Here is a 17,545-nt window from a genome sequence, read left to right on the forward strand (position 1 = left end):
AATACTTGTCTAAAAGCTTTATTTTACTTTTTACTCGATGCTAAGCCTTTTATTGCCCCCGTACCGGCAAGGTTCATCAAACGACGAAATCTAGGGCATTCTAGGTGGCTTGGCGCTGTGCAGGCTGCCGCATGTTTCAGACCATCGCGCATGGCTGTGAGCTTCTTTATTGTTCCGTCTAATTCGTTGGCTTTTCTCAGTAGTAGTTCACGATCAATTTCAGGCTTTGCCTCGTTCCCCAAAATACCCGCAATCTCTTCTAAAGAAAAACCTGCAGCGCGACCTAATGCAATTAACTCAAGACGCTCTAGTACATTCGGGCTAAACACACGACGTATACCTTGCCGACCAATAGAACTGATAAGACCTTTCTCTTCATAAAACCGAAGTGTTGATGCTGACATTCCTGACTTTTTGGCTACTTGAGATATTTCCATACATTTTTCCAAAGGATTGCTTGACTTAAAGTTAACTTGAAGTTGTAGGCTATCATCTCTAATTAATTGTAACTAGCTGTTGAGTATGAATATGCAGAATATTGTTTTTATCGTGCTGATTGGTATTGGGGCTACCCTAGTGATGGACTTATGGGCGCTGCTAAGGCAACAACTGTTTGGTATTGCTCCAACAAATTGGGGCATGGTGGGGCGTTGGATAGGGCATATGAGAAAAGGGCGCTTCTCGCATTCTTCTATTGCAAACGCCGATGCTTTGAGTGGTGAGAAGATCATTGGGTGGACAGCGCATTACGTGATTGGTATTGGCTATGCGGTGTTACTTTTTCTTTTATTTGGAGAGGCTTGGTTGCTCCAACCATCGGCTGGGCCAGCTTTAGCACTAGGTATAGCCACAGTAGTTGCACCATTTCTCGTATTGCAGCCTGGTATGGGCGCAGGAATTGCTGCGTCGAAAACGCCTAATCCTAACGCTGTCCGTCTACACAACGTTTTAAACCATGCAGTATTTGGCCTAGGGTTGTACCTTGCGGCATTGGTTCTAAGGCTCGCCCTGTCCTTATAGTCATGGAATTGGTAGAGCGGTAAATATAAATAGAAGCTGCAGATTGCCAGACAGAATCTGACTAGGGAAGGCATTTGCTAGCAAAATAAGCGGCGGTTGGGGTTATTCAGTTGGCGATTATTACAGTTGATGCCCTACCTTTTCTGACGCCAAGAAATGTAGCAACGTGTTGATTATCTTCACTGTATAGCCTAACAAAGCCTCCTTGCATACTGGAGGAAATGTCTGCATCAAACATTAAGTCATCTACTAGACTATTTAATATTTCAGCGTCATCTGACGCCACCTCTATTGCACAAAGGTCATCATTGCAAACGGCCTCTTGATACAGTGCTGCGTCTTGCTCATTTAGTTTGTCGATAAGTGAATCTTGCAGATCGCTTTCTATTGAAAGGGTCTCACTAGTCTTTGGAGCAAACTTTATCGTCTCTACAAGGCCCTTTAATTCCGTAATAGTCAACGAACCTAAACGCTTAGTGTCTAATATGGCAACGTCGTTACTGACCTGTAAAATGTGACTTGTATCGTCAATGGGTTCTTCTGGTTCAATCAAAGCGTGAACATTGGTTTCATCACTAGTTAGCTTTTCATTTTTTAGCTCAGCGTCAGTATCGACTTTCGTCACCGTAAGTTCTTCCGCTGAAGTCAGTGCTTGAGACGAAGTTGAACCTGACTTATCCGCGTGGGGAACTGCTGTATTGTTTAGGTTAGTTGCTTGGCCTTGTTTCTGAATACGTGGCTCACTGGTTAACGAACCGATAAAGTAACCCACAGTAGTGAACAATACTGCGGTCAAAACAAAAGAGAGTTTTTTCAATATAAATATCCTTATTTCAATAACTGAAAGATGTTGTGCTTGTTGTGGGTAAGATTACCTCTGTCAAAAGCGCTATTCCGTATGCTCCTAACCAACAGTTCCTATAAAGCGTGTCAAAGTACTATAAAGATTAAAACACGAACCAAGAACAACATATCACAATGAATAACGAAATTACTTACCTCAATTGTTGATAAGAAAGTTTAAAATACCAAAACGGCCACAATTATTTATTTGTTCTTAATAATTAACCGGAAAAAACAGGATGAAAATTTCAATGGAAGAAATAAACAAATCTAACTACGAGCAGGTTTGTGACTTGGATGTAGCGGAAAATCAGCAAGCCTTTGTTGCGTGCAATATGTGGTCGCTGGTTGAGTCTTATTACAATGATAACCATACCTGCAAAGCCATTTATTGCAACGACCAGCCCGTAGGGTTCTTCATGTGGGTTCAGGAAACGCCAACTAAGGTGTCCATTTGGCGCTTTATGATTGACGAGAGCCATCAAAATAAAGGAATTGGCAGAGTTGCTTTATCCCAAGCTATCACGCTTATAAAGCAAACTTCTGAGCTCAAACAGATAGAGATATGCTATAACCCCAAGAATCCTGTTGCCAAAGCCTTCTATTCAAGCTTTGGTTTCGAAGAGGTGGGGTTAGATGAAGATGGTGAAGACATGCTTGCTGTTATTGCCGTTTAGCCACGACTTAAATTTAAAGCAGCGAAATGCGAGGGCTCTCAAGATATGGATGTCATAGATATTAAGACTTTTATTCCAAGCAAAAACTACGACATTTCTAAAGCATTTTATTCTGAGATTGGATTTAATGCAGAGTACGTAAATGAAGACCTAACACTGTTTGAAAATGGTGATTGTCTCTTCTTTCTTCAGCGCTTTTATAATCCTGAATTGGCGAATAACTTTATGCTACAAATATGTGTAGCAGACATTCAGGACGCTTTTGATTTGTGCTCACGGTCGTTACATAAAACGAAAATTTCATCAATTGAGCAACAACATTGGGGAAGTGTTTTCTATCTATGGGGCCCTTCGGGCGAACTACTTCATATTACCGAATTAGGTAGCTAGCTTTTGCGAGAACGACGGGCGGAATGACGAATGATGCATACGAATTACACCGTTAAAGAAAGTCCTCCGTCAGCTGAAGACTTTGCCAGTTTAAGAAAATTGATTGGATGGAATAACCCGTGTTTATCGGTTGTTCAAAAAAGTATTGATGCCTCGTTGTTTTGGGTAACAATTTACCTCGACGACAACCTTGTAGGCTGTGGTCGGGTGATTGGCGATGGCGCAATGTATTTTTACATTCAAGACGTCATTATTCATCCAGAACACCAGTATAAAGGTTTGGGATCGAAAATAATGAACACGTTGATTACACATTTAGAGTCTTGCTGCGCACCTGGCGCAACCATTGGCTTGTTGGCTGCGCATGGTAAGGAAAGTTTTTATCTTAAGTTCGGTTTTGAACCTCGTAATGGTGAAAGTTTAGGTCTAGGCATGTGCAGGTTTATTTAGCTACCTGGTCATTTACGCGACATGCAAGTCTTAAGAGTTCTCAAGTTTATTCAAAACACTATGTATCGTAATTATCGTCTTTCAAACAACGGCAGCTTTCTGTCTTAAGGCGGCAAGTCGCCTCCGCTTTTTATGAACGCCCTGACGATAAATATCAAATTCTTTTAGCGCGGAAAAAGGTAAACCTACTGAAACTGGCGTTTTACGTCACTTGGTTATCAGCAATTTTTTCAATGTATCCCTCTATGTATCGTTCAATGCTACTAGCAGCCTCTCTTTGGTGTGAATTTTGCAGAAGCCTGTTTAAAGACACTGAAAATGTCGGTTTGCGTAGTAGCTGATCACTGTTTTTCGATGAGTTTTTGCTTCTTTCCGATAGAAATTTGACGTTTTTCACTGGACACGTGTAATGAAAAGTATCACAAAACCTGTTTCTAACGCTCTGCCGACAGAATATGGTCGCTTAGTCGCGAAAGCCTTGGCATATACCGCGCTTCTCTTGGGCTTTCTCTCTGGTTGCTCTTCATCTGACGAGCCTAAAAGTCAATTTGCGCAAACCGATGCCAGCGACGTATCGGCATTGGGGAATGTGGAATATCATACCTATATGTTGGCGAACGAACTTTTTGCTGATGTGGGCCCGGCACGTCAGTCACGCTACGCGGTAGTTGGCTTTGTACCTGCAGATACTATGAAATACAGCGCCGACCATCAACACCCGTTAATGCTATTGGGCCATCAACTTGAACAGGGAATGATTACTGAGGCCACGAAAAGAGGCTTTTCTACTCAAGAATTTAAGCTTTCGAACGATATAATTGTTAGTGACGAAAGCGACAGAGTGTTAACGCGCAATATCGACCAGCTTTCCAATATTGAGCGCGTCGATTTTTATATTACCGGCACTTTGGTATATCAAGAGTCCGGTGCGGTGGTTAATGCTAGAATAATCAACGCTAGAAATAAAAATATTGTCGCTGCGGCAACTCGCTTTTTCCCAGCCGAACTGTTTTGGCGAGAAGAACGAGTAACCACCAGAAACGGCAAGCTATACAGAACTGAAGGTACGAGGTAACCCCATGAAAAGACGAAATCAATACGCGGCGCTTTCGCTTTGTGCTTCACTGCTAAGCGTTAGCGGGTGCTCTATGATGATGGGGGAAGAAGAGGTAGCAGAACAAGCGCCTCAGCGCCCGGCCATGAATGTGATTGATATTACTGCCGCCGACCGCGCTCCTACGAAGCCAGTTGAAAATACCAGTGATACTCAGCCTCAGGGTATGGACGCGTACGGCGCTATCGGTCAACCCCCTTTGTATTCGAGCGTACAGGGCGCGTATAAAGGTAGACCTCTAACCAAGCATATTGGCGACTATGTGAAGAACATGGCGCAAGACTTAATTGCCAATATGGAATACGTGAATAACAAAACACCTATTGGTGTAACCCATTTCGCACTACTAGATACGGATTTGCAGAAAACGGATTTGCTTGGCCGTCAGATGGCGGAATCTTTTGTTCATGAACTGCATAAATTCCGCGTGCCGGTTATAGACTTCAAAGCCACCGAGTATATTCGCATTACTGACAATGGCGATTTTGTATTAAGCCGAGACTATTTGGAACTGAGCAGCAGCCTTCCTATTGAATATGTGTTAACCGGAACCATGACTAAGCACCAAGGTGGCGTGTTAGTTAACGCTCGTATTTTGGGCATGGAGTCGCGCGCAGTGGTGGCAACTGCGCAAATGTTAGTGCCGTTCTACGTGGTAGATGCACTTATTCCAAGTGACGGTAGCCAGCAAAACGGTATGCGCGATGGCGTTAAGCTAAGTCGCGGCTAGGAGTTTCAGCATGGTGTTTACTAAGAAGCTTATTCAAAATAGCTGGGTAGCGGTTGGCCTTATGCTGAGTGTATGTATGACAGGGTGCACTAGCACAGAATCTATTGGCTCATTTTGGTTAGGTGAAGACGGTGAAATTACGCATCACGCGGAGCCAGTACCTGTACCAAGCCGCTCAGGGTTAGAGTACACACCAGATTCTCGCGATAGGCAATATCAACAGCACGTGGAAGTAGAGCCCGGCTACAAAGACCCGCTACACCATGGCTATTCACCTTCACAAACGCATAAACGTTTAAACGATTACGCCTCGCAGCTTGCTATGGAGTTGATGGACAATGCTACCCGTCTTACACAGCAAGATATGGTGGGTGTGGCGAGTTTTGTAAGGCTTAATCAGTCGTTGAGCGACAGCACCGTGTTAGGCAATCAGCTTTCAGAGTATCTAATAGCCGAGCTACAAGACTTTGGGTTAGCGGTTGTCGATTTTAAACTTGCAGGTGGCATTACCGTAACGCCAATTGGCGATTTCGTACTTACTCGAGATGGTACTGCACTCGCTAAACAGGTTGAAATGGACCATGTTGTAACTGGCACCATTATTGAAGATGACAGAGGCGTTAGAGTAAACGCCCGTATTGTGTCGCTGGAAAATAAACAAGTGGTGGCCAGCGCCAACGTATACATTCCTGCGTTTATCGTAATGGACTTAAATAAAATGGCTAGAGTAAACTAGCCATTTACTTCCATTGTGCTCTGTTTTCAAGAGCAAACTCTTTTCATGTTCCATTGAATACCGCTAAAAGTACGAGCTTACTTACCTAGCTAATAAGGGCTAGTTAATAGGAGAGTATTGGCAAGGCTGCCTCGCTATTAACTTTGACTTCTAATCGCTTCGCGAGTCATAAAGCGGCTGGTGTTCACGGCATTAAGCAGGTCATTACTTAAAGGTAGCGGCTCCTTACATAGGCTGCTTACCAAAACCTCTGCCATTAAAGGCGCTGTGGTTAACCCTCGTGACCCTAAGCAAGTAAGGGTGGAAACTACGCTGCTTGGCAACACTGGCGCGCTAGTCAACGGTTTGCCCACGCCTAGCATAGTGTAGTGTTCTTTTAATGAGTCAAAATTATGTAGTGCACCGACAACAGGCTGATGGTCGGGTGAACCTAAGCGCGTTGCCGCTCTTGCTTGTCCGTCGTGTTGTAACACCTGCACTATGCTGGTGTTTGCCAGCGCCTGTTCGTGTGTGGCAAGGTTCGTTTTGGTTTCTTCGCTTCGCACATCGGTACTTAAGTCATTTTTTACGTAGGTTGAACCCAAGGCGTGTCTGTCGTCGAGCGCAGGTGTCATATAGCCTTTATGACACAATACCGTTTTGAGCTGTTCAATTGGCTTTTGGGTGGGAATGGCTTCAACCTGACCGCGAACAGGGCGAAGGGATAGGCTGTCAAAATCGCTAGCGTTTACCGCACCTGCACCAAGGGCAAGGATAAGGTGATCGGCAGTAATAACTTCTTCACTCTCAGCGCTATCTGAGTTAAAACGAATCTGCACCCGCTGCTTTGTTGTCTCAACTGCCTCATGAGATACGTAGGTATGATTGGGTTTCAGCTCGAGTTTGCCACTTTGAAGTGCTTCTTCAATCATGGCAGTAACTAGCTGTGGAGGAGAAAGCCATCCGCCCAGACCAATGTATAAGCCAGAGTAGGGAAGAGCTAGGTTAGCGATATCGCTCACTTCTTTGCTGTCCACGGGCCTAATCAAAGCTTCAGGCCATACGTCGGCAGCAGCCAATTTATTTTGGCGTTCTGCTACCTTGTCGTTAAAACTTAATTGAATAACGCCGCAGAAATCATGGGCAACGCTGGTGAAACCATAGGCTTTCACATTCTCAATAGTATGATCATAGCGTTGGCGTGCATATAAAAAACTATGTGCCTGAATACGGCTGGCAATGCTTGCTTCGCTATGAAGCTGAGGGTAAAAACCACCTTGCGGATTGCCAGACGCGCCGCTTGCAAGGGTATCACCATCGAAATACAAGGTGGTGTTAATACCGCGCTTCACTAACGCAAGGCACGCTGTGGCTGCAGCAAGGCCGGAACCGACTACTGCTACTTTACTTGTTTTATCTAAACTGCCGTTAGCGTACCTGTAATAGGGGCCAGCAGGCAGGCGGAGTTTATGCTGCACATTTTCATTGTTTTGGTTAAAAACGCCGGAGAGCATGTCACGCTTACGGCCAAACCCTTTGCGCTTTTTAATGGTAAAACCCACACCAGCAAGCCCACGCTTTACGATGCCCGCGGCGGTAAAGGTGCCAAAGGTTGTACCGGTTTTTGACAAGCGAGCCATTTGGCTAAACAGAGCATCGGTCCACATATCAGGGTTTTTGCTTGGAGCAAAACCATCTAAAAACCAGGCATCGATGAGGCCATTTAAAGGAGAATGCCATTGAGGTAAAAGCTCATGCACATCACCAATCCACAAGTCGAGTGTGGTTGAATGGTTATCAAAATGAAGGCGATGACAACCTTCAAGGCCCATGGGGTAAAGTGAGGCGAGTGCTTGCGCTTCGTCTTTAAGGGCAGGAAAAGCTTCTAGCGCACGCTGCATATCCTTTTGAGGCAGTGGAAACTTTTCCGTGGTAATAAAATACAGGCGCTTTAACGGATGATCAGGGTTCGCTGCTTTGAATTCGTTAAAGGCGCGCATGGCGACCAAAAAGTTCAGCCCTGTACCAAAACCTGTTTCGGCGATGACAAAAGTAGGGTTGGGCCACTGTTGCCATCGTTCAAGAAGGTCGTTGCCTGCAACAAAAACGTGTTGGGTTTCATCAATTCCGCTATCGTTAGAAAAATAAACGTCGTCAAAATGGTCGGCGACAGGCGTACCGCTCTCATTAAAATGAACCTGTGCATGCTTAGATTTCACTGTTTATTTTTCTCCGTTTATGTTGTTTTGTTGTTGGCACTCTAAATTGGGGGCTGTTTTTACTTGTTCGTTAGCTTGCCCATCCGGCGATTGACTTGAAACGTTAAAGCTAGTTTGTTGTGTTGGTGAACAAGACGCCTCTGCGAGTGCTGAAAAATGCGTGGTGACTTTACTAGTAACGCGCTGCGCGCCAAGCATACCGCCAATGGTGACCCAAGAACCGTTAACGTTAATTAATCCGCGATGATCCATGGTAGGCGCTTCAGCTTCTGTTTTCGATATAACCCAAGTTTCTTCTGCAATATCAAAGGCCCAAATGGCGTCGTCCGCAGTTGAAGGCTCGCCGTTATAGCCAATGCCATTGTAGTTGTAAGGGTTAGTCGAGCCGCCTACAAAATAGATTTTATTGGTGGTCTTATCGCCCGCTGCCGCCATGCGATAGCGCGCCGTACCTGTGGGATGGTCAAGTGTACGCCAATCAATCTTTAAAGGGTTTTGCTTATCAATTACGCCTTTAAAGCAGGCAGTTTCTGCAGCGAAGCTACGGCGTTTATCACTGTGAGGTGTTACTGATACGCCGTCACAAATTACTATAGTGTTATTGACGATACCTCCAGCTTGACCGAATACCGGTTTGCCAAGAAAAGGGCTCGCCTGTTGCCATTGGCCTGTTTGCGTATCATAAACCTGCACAAGGTTTACGTTGCCATCGTTGTGCCAGCCAGAAACTAAATAAACGTAGCGGTCTTGATAGACCAAAGCGGAAGCATCATCAACAGGCACGGGCATAGGCGCCAATAGCGTATATTTCCCAGTCGTGGGCGAATATTTATATACGTCTGGCGTACTAATTTCATTATGATGCTCATCCACCGTGTAGCCGCCAAAAATGTAAACGCTGTCTTTTACGCCCACTGCTACTGATGCCAAGCGGCCTTTTAGCGCAAGGCTGGATGGAACTGGGGAAAGAGCTTGCCACTGCAAAGGTTTGTCGTTGTTGTTGATAACAAGCTGCCAAGCACGGTTGTGCACATCGTTATGGGTTTTACATTTACCCAGCCCCATAAAACTAAATACATATTGTGCGTCGTCTATAGTGACAGAAGCTACGGCATTGTTTGAAACTGGTTCTGGCAGCGCGGGAAGGGCGGTAGGCGCAGCTGCTGAGACAGTCGCTGTAGAAGTAATGATAAAGGCAGCCACCATAAAAGAAAGTCGGGGCACTGCACTTAGGAAAATGCGTAGAGCAATGATTCTTAGCTTTTTTAATAACACAGCAATCTTCAATTTTATCTAAATTTCGAACGTTTTGCCGTGTATTCTACCTGTCACCTTTTTGTTTTTCCGCAAAAGTTTGTATCTGCTTGAAAGTCATCTTTTCTTATTGCTTCTGCAAATAACAATCTATCAATAAAAACAATACGTTTATTTAATTGTTGTTGTAAATAATTTGTTAAGTTTGACCGTAAGTCTATTGAAGATTGTTCAGGGAGAAGATATGGCGAGCGTGTTTCACCAATGTGGTCAAAGCATTTGCAAACGCACAAGAGACGAAATGGATGATCGTGCACGTATCATCGCGCATGCACTTGCTGAGCAAGATGTAAAAGAAAACGATGTGGTAGCCATTTTTATGCGAAACCACGTCGATATATTCGAAATAGTAGAGGCATGCCGATATGTGGGTTCGCGCTATGTTTTACTTAATTGGCACAGCCCCACTGTCGAACTTTTGCCTATTCTGGACGACTGCGGTGCTAAAGTGCTGTTCGCTCATCGCGATTTGTTAAAGGGGGAGAATGACCTCCAATCATTGTCACTCGTTCCCACCTTGGCAGTGATATACACGATTAAAACGCCGGACAGCATTTTAGAGCGCTATCACCTTTTAGATAATTCACTGTTAGCATCAGAGCCGAAAAATGGAGAAAAGTATCAGTGCCTTGATACGCTATTAGCTGCCCCAAACGCAAAGCGCTACAGTAAACCGCCAAAACGCTTTAAGGGCATGTTTCCGTACACGTCGGGCAGTACAGGAAAACCTAAAGGCATTAAGCGCGATGAAGACTTAACACGTCCTGATCCTTATTTAATATTCAAAGGTCTCTCTGAAGCGTTAATGCAATTGTCGGAAGGCGATCGCTTTTTCGTATCTGCACCGCTTTATCACAGTGCACCTCATGCGCTTACGCTCTGCTGTTTAGCAGCGGGTAATATTGATGTATACATTGAGCCTCAATTTGACCCCGAACGCTTTTTACAAGACATAGAGCAGTTTAAACTGACCCACGCTTACATTGTTCCCACTATGATGGTGAGGCTACTTAAACTGCCCGAGTCGATAAGAAGCAAATACGACACTTCAAGTTTGCGTTTCGCCTTATCAACCGGGTCCGCACTGCCAAGCGATGTGAAAGAAGCAATGATTAACTGGTTTGGTCCAATTTTCTATGAATCTTATGGCGCTAGTGAATTGGGCTTTATGACCTTAATCTCATCTCCAGAGGCATTAGCTAAGCCTAATTCAGTGGGCAAGCCCATTCCCGGTGCTGCAATTAAAATACTGAGCGACAATAAAGAGGCGTGTGAAGTAGGGGACATTGGCGTTATATACGCGCATCTTTCTATGTTCGCGCCATTCAAATATACCAATACTACGGGCGCTTCGAGTGACTTGCACGCTGGTGAATTCACAACATTAGGCGATATGGGTTATGTGGATGAAGATGGTTACTTATATATTTGCGATAGAAAAAAAGACATGATCATCTCAGGTGGCGCCAATATATTTCCTGCTGAAATAGAGAGCGTCATCATAGAAATGCCTGAGGTTGCAGACTGTGCGGTATTCGGTGTGCCTGATGCTGAGTATGGCGAAAAAGTCGTGGTGGCTGTTCAATGCTCATCCGGCAATACGCTTTCTATTGATACGCTACACGGGTATTTAGGTGGCAAGCTAGCGCGGTTCAAGTGGCCTAAAATGTTGCAAATACACGATGCTCTGCCCAGAGAAGATACGGGTAAAATATTTAAGAACAAACTTAGAGCTCAATTTAGTCAATAAAAGAAACCACTAAAGCTATTTTGAAGGTTTTGTGAAGGTATAAATTAACGCTAGTCATGACCCTGTGCATTCGTGCTACATTGGAATTATTCAGAACAAGAAATTTTAGACTTAGACGGCGAAAACGAAAAAGATGGGAAGTGGACACTACCTGTTTATAAACATATGCCCAGAATTGAAACAGATACTGCAACGCTGAAGTTTGGCTAATTTGAGTATAGCAGATGGCAGAGCAGACCACTTTACCATTCAAAATCGTTACCATAAGCCGCAACAACGCAAAGGGTAAACTATGAGAAGAGCAGTTATCACCGGTCTTGGTATCGTATCAAGCATCGGCGTAAATAAAGAAGACGTACTTGCTTCACTAAAAGCGGGTAAGTCTGGAATTACATTTTCAGAACAGTTCGCCGAAATGGGCCTTCGCAGCCAAGTTTGGGGCGACATTGATATTGATTTAAAAGAGCACATCGACCGTAAAGCAATGCGTTTTATGGGCGATGCAGCAGGCTATGCATACGTGGCAATGCAGCAAGCCATTGCAGACTCTGGTTTAGAAGAGAGTGACATTTCAAACGAGCGCACAGGTATTATCGCAGGCTCAGGTGGCGCGTCTTCTGAAAACCAAGTGCTTTCTGCTGATATTCTTCGCGAAAAGGGCGTTAAACGTGTAGGCCCATACATGGTTCCTCGCTGTATGGCGTCTACGGTATCAGCTTGCTTAGCCACACCGTTTAAAATTCGCGGCGTGAACTATTCAATTGCCTCTGCATGTGCAACCAGTGCGCACTGTATTGGTAATGCGCTAGAGCTTATTCAGCTTGGTAAGCAAGACGTAGTATTCGCAGGTGGCGGTGAAGAGCTACATTGGTCACTATCAAGCCAGTTCGACGCTATGGGCGCACTAAGCTCCAAATATAACGATATTCCAGCTGTGGCATCACGTACTTATGACGCAGCACGTGACGGCTTTGTAAGTTCTGGCGGCGGTGGTATGGTCGTTGTTGAAGAACTTGAGCACGCACTAGCACGCGGCGCAAAAATCTACGGCGAGGTAGTAGGTTACGGCGCTACATCAGACGGTTTCGACATGGTTGCGCCATCGGGTGAAGGCGCGATTCGTTGTATGAAGATGGCAATGCAAAATATCGATGCTCCAATCGATTACTTGAACACCCACGGCACGTCTACGCCTGTAGGCGATGTGAAAGAACTTGCGGCGATTCAAGAAGTGTTTGGCCAAGCGGGCGTACCTATTAGTGCAACAAAGTCTCTGACAGGTCACGCACTAGGTGCAGCGGGTGTAAACGAAGCTATCTATAGCTTGTTGATGATGGAAAATAACTTTATCGCGCCATCAATCAACATCGACACGCTGGACGATGCAGCGCAAGGCTTAGATATTGTTACCGAAGCACGTGAAGCAACGCTAAACACAGTGATGTCTAACAGCTTTGGCTTTGGCGGCACTAACGCAACGCTGGTTATGCAGCGTTATAATGGTTAATTAAAACCGCTTGAACCAGTAAGCTTTTTTAACTTCAGTTAAGAAGTTTCAATAAAACAAAAGGGCGTAAACCTGAGCACCGTGGGTGTTTGTGTTTACGCCCTTTATTATTGTAGATACCTATAGCTTTCTAAAATAAAGATTCCGAACACGACCGTTAGATATCCTGAAGCCATTCACCTCACCGTTAACATCGCGCTCGAATAGGATATCGCCAACTTGTGAGCTAAAAAAGTCACCTTTGACTGGCGCAACATAATGGTCGCTTAGACGGTGATGAGAAATTTTCAGCTGTTTATTTTCTGGTGAAAAGTGATAAGTGGAAGAAAGTTCAGGGCTGAAGTAACTGCCGGCGAATTGCGATAACCAGGTTTTGGTTATTTTGACTGGTGTATAGCCAACCGACACATACGTATCGATATTGTCTACCCGCACTGTCATTAAGCTTTTTTCGTCATTTTTAGTAAATTCAACATAAATCTCTCCCTCAACATTCAGCATTTTGAAGGTGTTTTCGCTGATAGGAGCGAGTTCGCTTACATCATCTTGGCCTCTTGAATACATTAGCTTACCGTTTTCTAAATATATCTCTCGTGAGTACGCTTCTGGTTCATGCCAATAGTGGCCCACATAGGCATTGAGTGTCTCTTCATCTAACTCAATAGAATCAGTTATTTGTTTAGGTGAGATCGACTCCAAAAATGCGTTAGCAATCGCATTCTGAGGGGGAGGGTTGTCTTTCTTCAAAAGCCTGTCAGCAATTTGTAGAGCCAATTCCCATGGCCTTGCATCTGCGCCATTATTTAATATTGCTATCGCTAAATTTTGTTTAGGAAATCGAGCTAAATACGAACGAAATCCTGCGTCTCCACCGCTATGCTGAATATATTTGGTACCTTTGTAATGGCTAATAAATTGCCCATATGCGCCACCAAATGTTTCTCCATTGTTTAAGGACGCAAGGGTATTCATTTGCTCGATTATAGCAGGGCTACCCACAGTCGGTTCGGTGAAATTAGCTGACCATTTCAGCAGATCTTCTGCGGTCGTAAACAAACTGGTTGCACCAACATTTGAAAAGTTCAACACACTTTTTTTGTAAGCATTACCATCGAGCTCGTATGAGTAGGCCCTATTGCTAACGATCTTCTGATGGTCGTCATAAAACAAGCTGTTACTCATATTCAATGGCGTGAACAGCCTTTCTTGTGTGAATTGAGCAAAAGATTTACCGCTAACCCGTGCAACAACCTCTGCTAATAGTGTAAACCCGGTATTTGAGTACAGAAACTCTTCTCCCGGTTTGAAGTTTAGCTCTTTTTGTCGGGCTACTATTTTTAGTACGTGTTCGGTAGTGATTACGTCATCTAATCGCCAACCAGCCATACGCAACAAATTCCATTGATCTCGCATGCCGCTTGTATGTGATGCTAAGTGTCGTAAAGTTATAGTGTGACCAAAGTCTGGCACTTCTGGAATGTATTGTCGTATGTCATCATCGAAATTTAACTCACCTTCTTCTGCAAGTAGAAGAATGGCGAATACGGTAAATTGCTTGGATACAGATGCAACGTGAAACATAGTTTCTGGCGTAACAGGTATATCGTATTCTAGGTTTGCACTACCATAACCTTTTGAAAATATAATCTCTCCACCCTGCAGAACTGCAACTGAGGCCCCTGGCTTATCAATATCATCGAATTGGGTAAATAGTCGGTCAAACTCGATAGTTTGTTGTGAAGGAATATTTAGAGGCTTTTCAGGTTTTGAAGATGGTTGGCAGGCGAATAAACCAATCAATAGCAGAAAACCAACCACTAGACGGGCTGCAAAATTAGACATTATAACGATTCCTTGTTATCACTTATTTTCAATATTTTTCCGATGAAGAGCAAACTTCAATACGCTGCAGAAAAACGTAAAAGCTATTTACAGGCAAAGGTTAGAGTAAAGTTGTTTGAATTTGTAGGCAAACATATTTTCTATTAACTACCCACTGACAAAAGTGCCTTAGTACTTATTCTTTTCACTTTGACTTGGTTGCTATTTCCTATCATTTGCTAAATATACTAAGTTTATAACGAATTTATTTAGTATCAGTTGGCCTAAAAAAGCAGTTTTACCTTTTTTTAGAGGTCGACTAGTTTGATACTTGAGCCTTATTTATTTGTTAAAACCTTCTTTCTTCGAAAGGACTTTAAATGGATTTTGTTCTTTTTTTAATTACAGCATTGGCCTTAATAATTAGCCTTATAAGAGAAATTAGGAAACGAGGCCACGACAGCATAGGCGTTGTCGTCTGGAAATATTTTAGCTATTACACAACACTTTCGAACCTTCTTGTTTTAATTTGGTTCGCAGCTTTGTCTTTTTGGCCTGAGCATTCAGTCACTCAGTTTGCTAAAAACCCTAATGTAGCTACTGCAATTACTTTTTATATAGTTACAGTTGGAATTGCTAACTACCTTATCTATGGGTGGCTTAAACTCTCATTGTTTGAACGTATTTCAGACTTATTAGTCCATGCCGTTACACCAGTAGTCACACTTTCCTACTGGTTATTCTTTGTAGAAAAAACGCAGCTTCAATACTCTAATTTAGGCTATTGGCTCATTTTTCCGCTGACTTATGCCGCCTACACAATGTCTCATGGGAAATGGACAGAATTTTACCCTTACGAATTTACAAATGTTCAAACGTTAGGGCTTAATAGAGTTTTATTAAATGGATTAATATTATCTATAAGCCTTCTCGTTGGCGGCGCTCTATTTATATTTTTAGGGAAAACGCTTGGCAAGTTCTAATAGTTCACTTTAGCCACTTGTTCTGATTGTTGGGAAGCTAATACATGGCTATGTCACATCGTTTCTAATTTTAGCCCACGCGTTATAGACCATTGGTGTGGGGGAGAAGGTCTGCTGTTTGTCTGTAGTTGCCAGAAAAGACTATTCTTCGGCTGCGTACATTTACCAGCCACTTAAGTTGCCTGTGATAATTTCGGCTTTTATTATCTCTCAATTATCAAATGCTGACATTTAACTAAGTCTGGTGTAATACTGCACCAGTGATGTCTATTGGAGTAAATGTCATGCCTCGTCAAAGTATTACTCTGACTGAAAAAAATGATGCGTGGCTCAAGAGTCATGTTGAAGATACGCGAGAATATGCAAACAAAAGTGAACTCGTGAATGATTTGATTGGCCGGGCCAGACGTGCTGAGGAAATAAATCAAAAGCTCGTCAGTGCAGAGAGAAGTGGATTCATTGAACAATCGCCTGAAGATATGCTGAAAGAATTTAAGGCTGAGTTAAAAAGATAAAGGGAAAGCTACAAGCTATCGCTGAATGCAAAAAAGGATCTTAGGCGTATTTATACATATGGATTTGTAGAATTTGGCGAACTCCAAGCAGATAAGTATTTCGAAGGTTTTTTTAGACATTTGAAAAAGTTGCGAGTGATCCATCGGCATATCAATCAGTTGACCATATTCGACAGGGGTATAGACGCTGCGCTTATGGCTCAGACAGTATTTACTATCGATACAATGGTGTTGAAGTTGAGATAATGGCAATTCTGGGTGGGCAAGACATCATTGAATGGCTCTAAATCAAGCCAACAAACAAAACTCGGTGTCCGCTCCTCTTTTTTGGCAGACCTTAAAGACGGAAACGAAGTTGCACCGCTCAATACATTACGTCACGTACAAATCCATATCTAACTAAGTAAAACCGCAAGCTCACCCTAATATTAGTAAAGGGCTACTGTGTTATTACTAAGTTTTCGGAAAATTACTACAAGGCATTCCATAGCGGAATTCTTGTATTAGTTAAAGGTTTTCAGCTAACTTTTGAATTGCTTCAACAACTATTTCTGGCTGCCTTTTGTGAATAGAATGCTGACGTTCCCCTGAAAAAATGATTGTGCTATTGGTAGAGCGAGTGGCAACGTCTTCCTGCAAAGTCGCCCATACTAAATCTCTAGTTTTTGTATTATCGATTTCAGAAGACGCTTTATTTCGCGCAACAACCACCAAAGGCAAATTGCCAAAGTTAGGCGTTAATTCACTTAATTCACTAAGGCTTGTTGGAAAGTATTCGGCTTCATCTAAGCTGGTATATTGATGTTTGGTTGTACTTTTTTTGGCTTTTTCTTCTGGATTAGTGTTGGAAAGATACAATCTGGGAATACCGACAGGGGCTGCCCACATTCCAAATTTGAAAAGGTATTTTTGAAGAAAGCTTGCCTGAGGCATTTTATTTATCTGATCTTCATGGGCAGAGTCTACCAACACCAAAGCGGCTATATATTCGGGATAGGTGAGGGCATAGCGTTGCATGTTTACCCCGCCAAATGAATGGCCTACAAGGATTATTGGTCCAGTAATGTCTTTTTTTTCTAGAACCGAGTGAAGTTCAGCGACAATGACTTTACTGTCTCTATCGTGCGGGCTTTCCTCACTCCACCCAAGTCCAGCTCTGTCATAGGTAATAACCCGAGAAAACTGTGAGACTTCCTCTGCTACTTTGTTCCAGACTGATGAGTCATCACCCATACCAGCATCAAAAATTACGGTAACTTTTCCTGTTCCAATGTCCTCGACATACAGGTTATAGCCACCGATATCTATCATTTCTCCACGCTTGTCAAAAGAGGTGGAATCGACATAGCTTGAATATGACTGATAAACAAAACCAACCATGAAAAGCAAAACTATGCTGGCAGATAAAATTTTCAATGCGAACTTTCCTTTTCTTTGCGCTTTTGCGCTTTTAGTAATATTCCACAAACTCTTGAGCGATTCAGCTAATTATTTCGG

At 43.3% G+C, this 17,545-nt stretch carries 17 protein-coding genes and 1 pseudogene; 12 read left to right on the forward strand and 6 right to left on the reverse strand.

From position 1 onward, the window contains the following. Nucleotides 1–23: 23 nt before the first annotated feature. Nucleotides 24–437: a helix-turn-helix domain-containing protein gene (locus IW644_RS11745; protein ID WP_269917764.1), complete on the reverse strand. Its 414-nt coding sequence runs from the start codon at nucleotides 435–437 to the stop codon at nucleotides 24–26. 91 nt (nucleotides 438–528) lie between these two features. Between IW644_RS11745 and IW644_RS11750 the strand changes: the two genes are divergently transcribed. Then, nucleotides 529–1,020, forward strand: a complete 492-nt coding sequence (locus tag IW644_RS11750; protein ID WP_269917765.1) for a DUF2938 domain-containing protein — start codon at nucleotides 529–531, stop codon at nucleotides 1,018–1,020. A 106-nt stretch (nucleotides 1,021–1,126) separates the two neighbouring features. Here IW644_RS11750 and IW644_RS11755 read toward each other — a convergent pair whose 3' ends face one another. Then, nucleotides 1,127–1,837 (reverse strand): hypothetical protein, encoded by a 711-nt coding sequence (locus IW644_RS11755; RefSeq protein WP_269917766.1) that lies wholly within the window; start codon nucleotides 1,835–1,837, stop codon nucleotides 1,127–1,129. Nucleotides 1,838–2,102: 265 nt separating this feature from the next. Between IW644_RS11755 and IW644_RS11760 the strand changes: the two genes are divergently transcribed. The 6 genes and pseudogenes from IW644_RS11760 to IW644_RS11785 all read left to right on the forward strand — a co-directional run bounded on the left by IW644_RS11760 (nucleotide 2,103) and on the right by IW644_RS11785 (nucleotide 5,960). Next, nucleotides 2,103–2,540 (forward strand): GNAT family N-acetyltransferase, encoded by a 438-nt coding sequence (locus IW644_RS11760; protein ID WP_269917767.1) that lies wholly within the window; start codon nucleotides 2,103–2,105, stop codon nucleotides 2,538–2,540. Nucleotides 2,541–2,585: 45 nt separating this feature from the next. Then, nucleotides 2,586–2,964, forward strand: a pseudogene (locus IW644_RS11765) (lactoylglutathione lyase). Next, nucleotides 2,961–3,380: a GNAT family N-acetyltransferase gene (locus tag IW644_RS11770; RefSeq protein WP_269917768.1), complete on the forward strand. Its 420-nt coding sequence runs from the start codon at nucleotides 2,961–2,963 to the stop codon at nucleotides 3,378–3,380. The pseudogene IW644_RS11765 and the gene IW644_RS11770 overlap by 4 nt, the downstream one beginning before the upstream one ends. Nucleotides 3,381–3,789: 409 nt before the next feature. Beyond that, entirely contained in the window at nucleotides 3,790–4,455 is a 666-nt protein-coding gene (locus tag IW644_RS11775; protein ID WP_269917769.1) for a FlgO family outer membrane protein, read from the forward strand. 4 nt (nucleotides 4,456–4,459) lie between these two features. Continuing rightward, entirely contained in the window at nucleotides 4,460–5,224 is a 765-nt protein-coding gene (locus IW644_RS11780; protein ID WP_269917770.1) for a FlgO family outer membrane protein, read from the forward strand. 10 nt (nucleotides 5,225–5,234) lie between these two features. Further along, nucleotides 5,235–5,960 carry a FlgO family outer membrane protein gene (locus IW644_RS11785; RefSeq protein WP_269917771.1) on the forward strand — a complete coding sequence of 242 codons (726 nt, stop codon included), beginning with the start codon at nucleotides 5,235–5,237 and terminating at the stop codon, nucleotides 5,958–5,960. A 137-nt stretch (nucleotides 5,961–6,097) separates the two neighbouring features. On the opposite strand, the gene mnmC is transcribed toward IW644_RS11785, so the two are convergent. Together mnmC and IW644_RS11795 are read right to left on the reverse strand one after the other, a co-directional pair. Then, nucleotides 6,098–8,158: a bifunctional tRNA (5-methylaminomethyl-2-thiouridine)(34)-methyltransferase MnmD/FAD-dependent 5-carboxymethylaminomethyl-2-thiouridine(34) oxidoreductase MnmC gene (gene mnmC / locus IW644_RS11790; protein WP_269917772.1), complete on the reverse strand. Its 2,061-nt coding sequence runs from the start codon at nucleotides 8,156–8,158 to the stop codon at nucleotides 6,098–6,100. Nucleotides 8,159–8,161: 3 nt separating this feature from the next. Beyond that, the gene (locus IW644_RS11795; RefSeq protein WP_269917773.1) at nucleotides 8,162–9,433 is read right to left on the reverse strand and encodes a Kelch repeat-containing protein; all 1,272 of its coding nucleotides are present in this window, start codon (nucleotides 9,431–9,433) and stop codon (nucleotides 8,162–8,164) included. A 223-nt stretch (nucleotides 9,434–9,656) separates the two neighbouring features. Between IW644_RS11795 and IW644_RS11800 the strand changes: the two genes are divergently transcribed. From IW644_RS11800 to fabB, 3 genes are all read left to right on the forward strand, one after another. Then, nucleotides 9,657–11,222 (forward strand): AMP-binding protein, encoded by a 1,566-nt coding sequence (locus tag IW644_RS11800; protein WP_269917774.1) that lies wholly within the window; start codon nucleotides 9,657–9,659, stop codon nucleotides 11,220–11,222. Between the two features lie 72 nt (nucleotides 11,223–11,294). Beyond that, the gene (locus tag IW644_RS11805) at nucleotides 11,295–11,432 is read left to right on the forward strand and encodes a hypothetical protein (RefSeq protein WP_269917775.1); all 138 of its coding nucleotides are present in this window, start codon (nucleotides 11,295–11,297) and stop codon (nucleotides 11,430–11,432) included. Between the two features lie 82 nt (nucleotides 11,433–11,514). Further along, nucleotides 11,515–12,729 carry a beta-ketoacyl-ACP synthase I gene (gene fabB / locus IW644_RS11810; RefSeq protein WP_269917776.1) on the forward strand — a complete coding sequence of 405 codons (1,215 nt, stop codon included), beginning with the start codon at nucleotides 11,515–11,517 and terminating at the stop codon, nucleotides 12,727–12,729. Between the two features lie 120 nt (nucleotides 12,730–12,849). Here the strand turns inward: fabB and IW644_RS11815 are convergent, their stop codons facing one another. After that, nucleotides 12,850–14,571 carry a serine hydrolase domain-containing protein gene (locus tag IW644_RS11815; RefSeq protein ID WP_269917777.1) on the reverse strand — a complete coding sequence of 574 codons (1,722 nt, stop codon included), beginning with the start codon at nucleotides 14,569–14,571 and terminating at the stop codon, nucleotides 12,850–12,852. A gap of 359 nt (nucleotides 14,572–14,930) precedes the next feature. Between IW644_RS11815 and IW644_RS11820 the strand changes: the two genes are divergently transcribed. Then, nucleotides 14,931–15,533, forward strand: coding sequence for a Pr6Pr family membrane protein (locus tag IW644_RS11820; RefSeq protein ID WP_269917778.1), 603 nt, complete (start codon nucleotides 14,931–14,933; stop codon nucleotides 15,531–15,533). Nucleotides 15,534–15,817: 284 nt separating this feature from the next. Then, a complete protein-coding gene (locus tag IW644_RS11825) occupies nucleotides 15,818–16,048 on the forward strand; it encodes a ribbon-helix-helix domain-containing protein (RefSeq protein ID WP_269917779.1) in 231 nt (76 codons plus the stop codon). Between the two features lie 507 nt (nucleotides 16,049–16,555). Here the strand turns inward: IW644_RS11825 and IW644_RS11830 are convergent. Further along, the gene (locus tag IW644_RS11830) at nucleotides 16,556–17,464 is read right to left on the reverse strand and encodes an alpha/beta fold hydrolase (protein WP_269917780.1); all 909 of its coding nucleotides are present in this window, start codon (nucleotides 17,462–17,464) and stop codon (nucleotides 16,556–16,558) included. Nucleotides 17,465–17,545 lie beyond the last annotated feature (81 nt).

The sequence above is a fragment of the Alteromonas sp. PRIM-21 genome (genome assembly GCF_027563165.1).
GTDB lineage: Bacteria > Pseudomonadota > Gammaproteobacteria > Enterobacterales > Alteromonadaceae > Alteromonas > Alteromonas macleodii_A.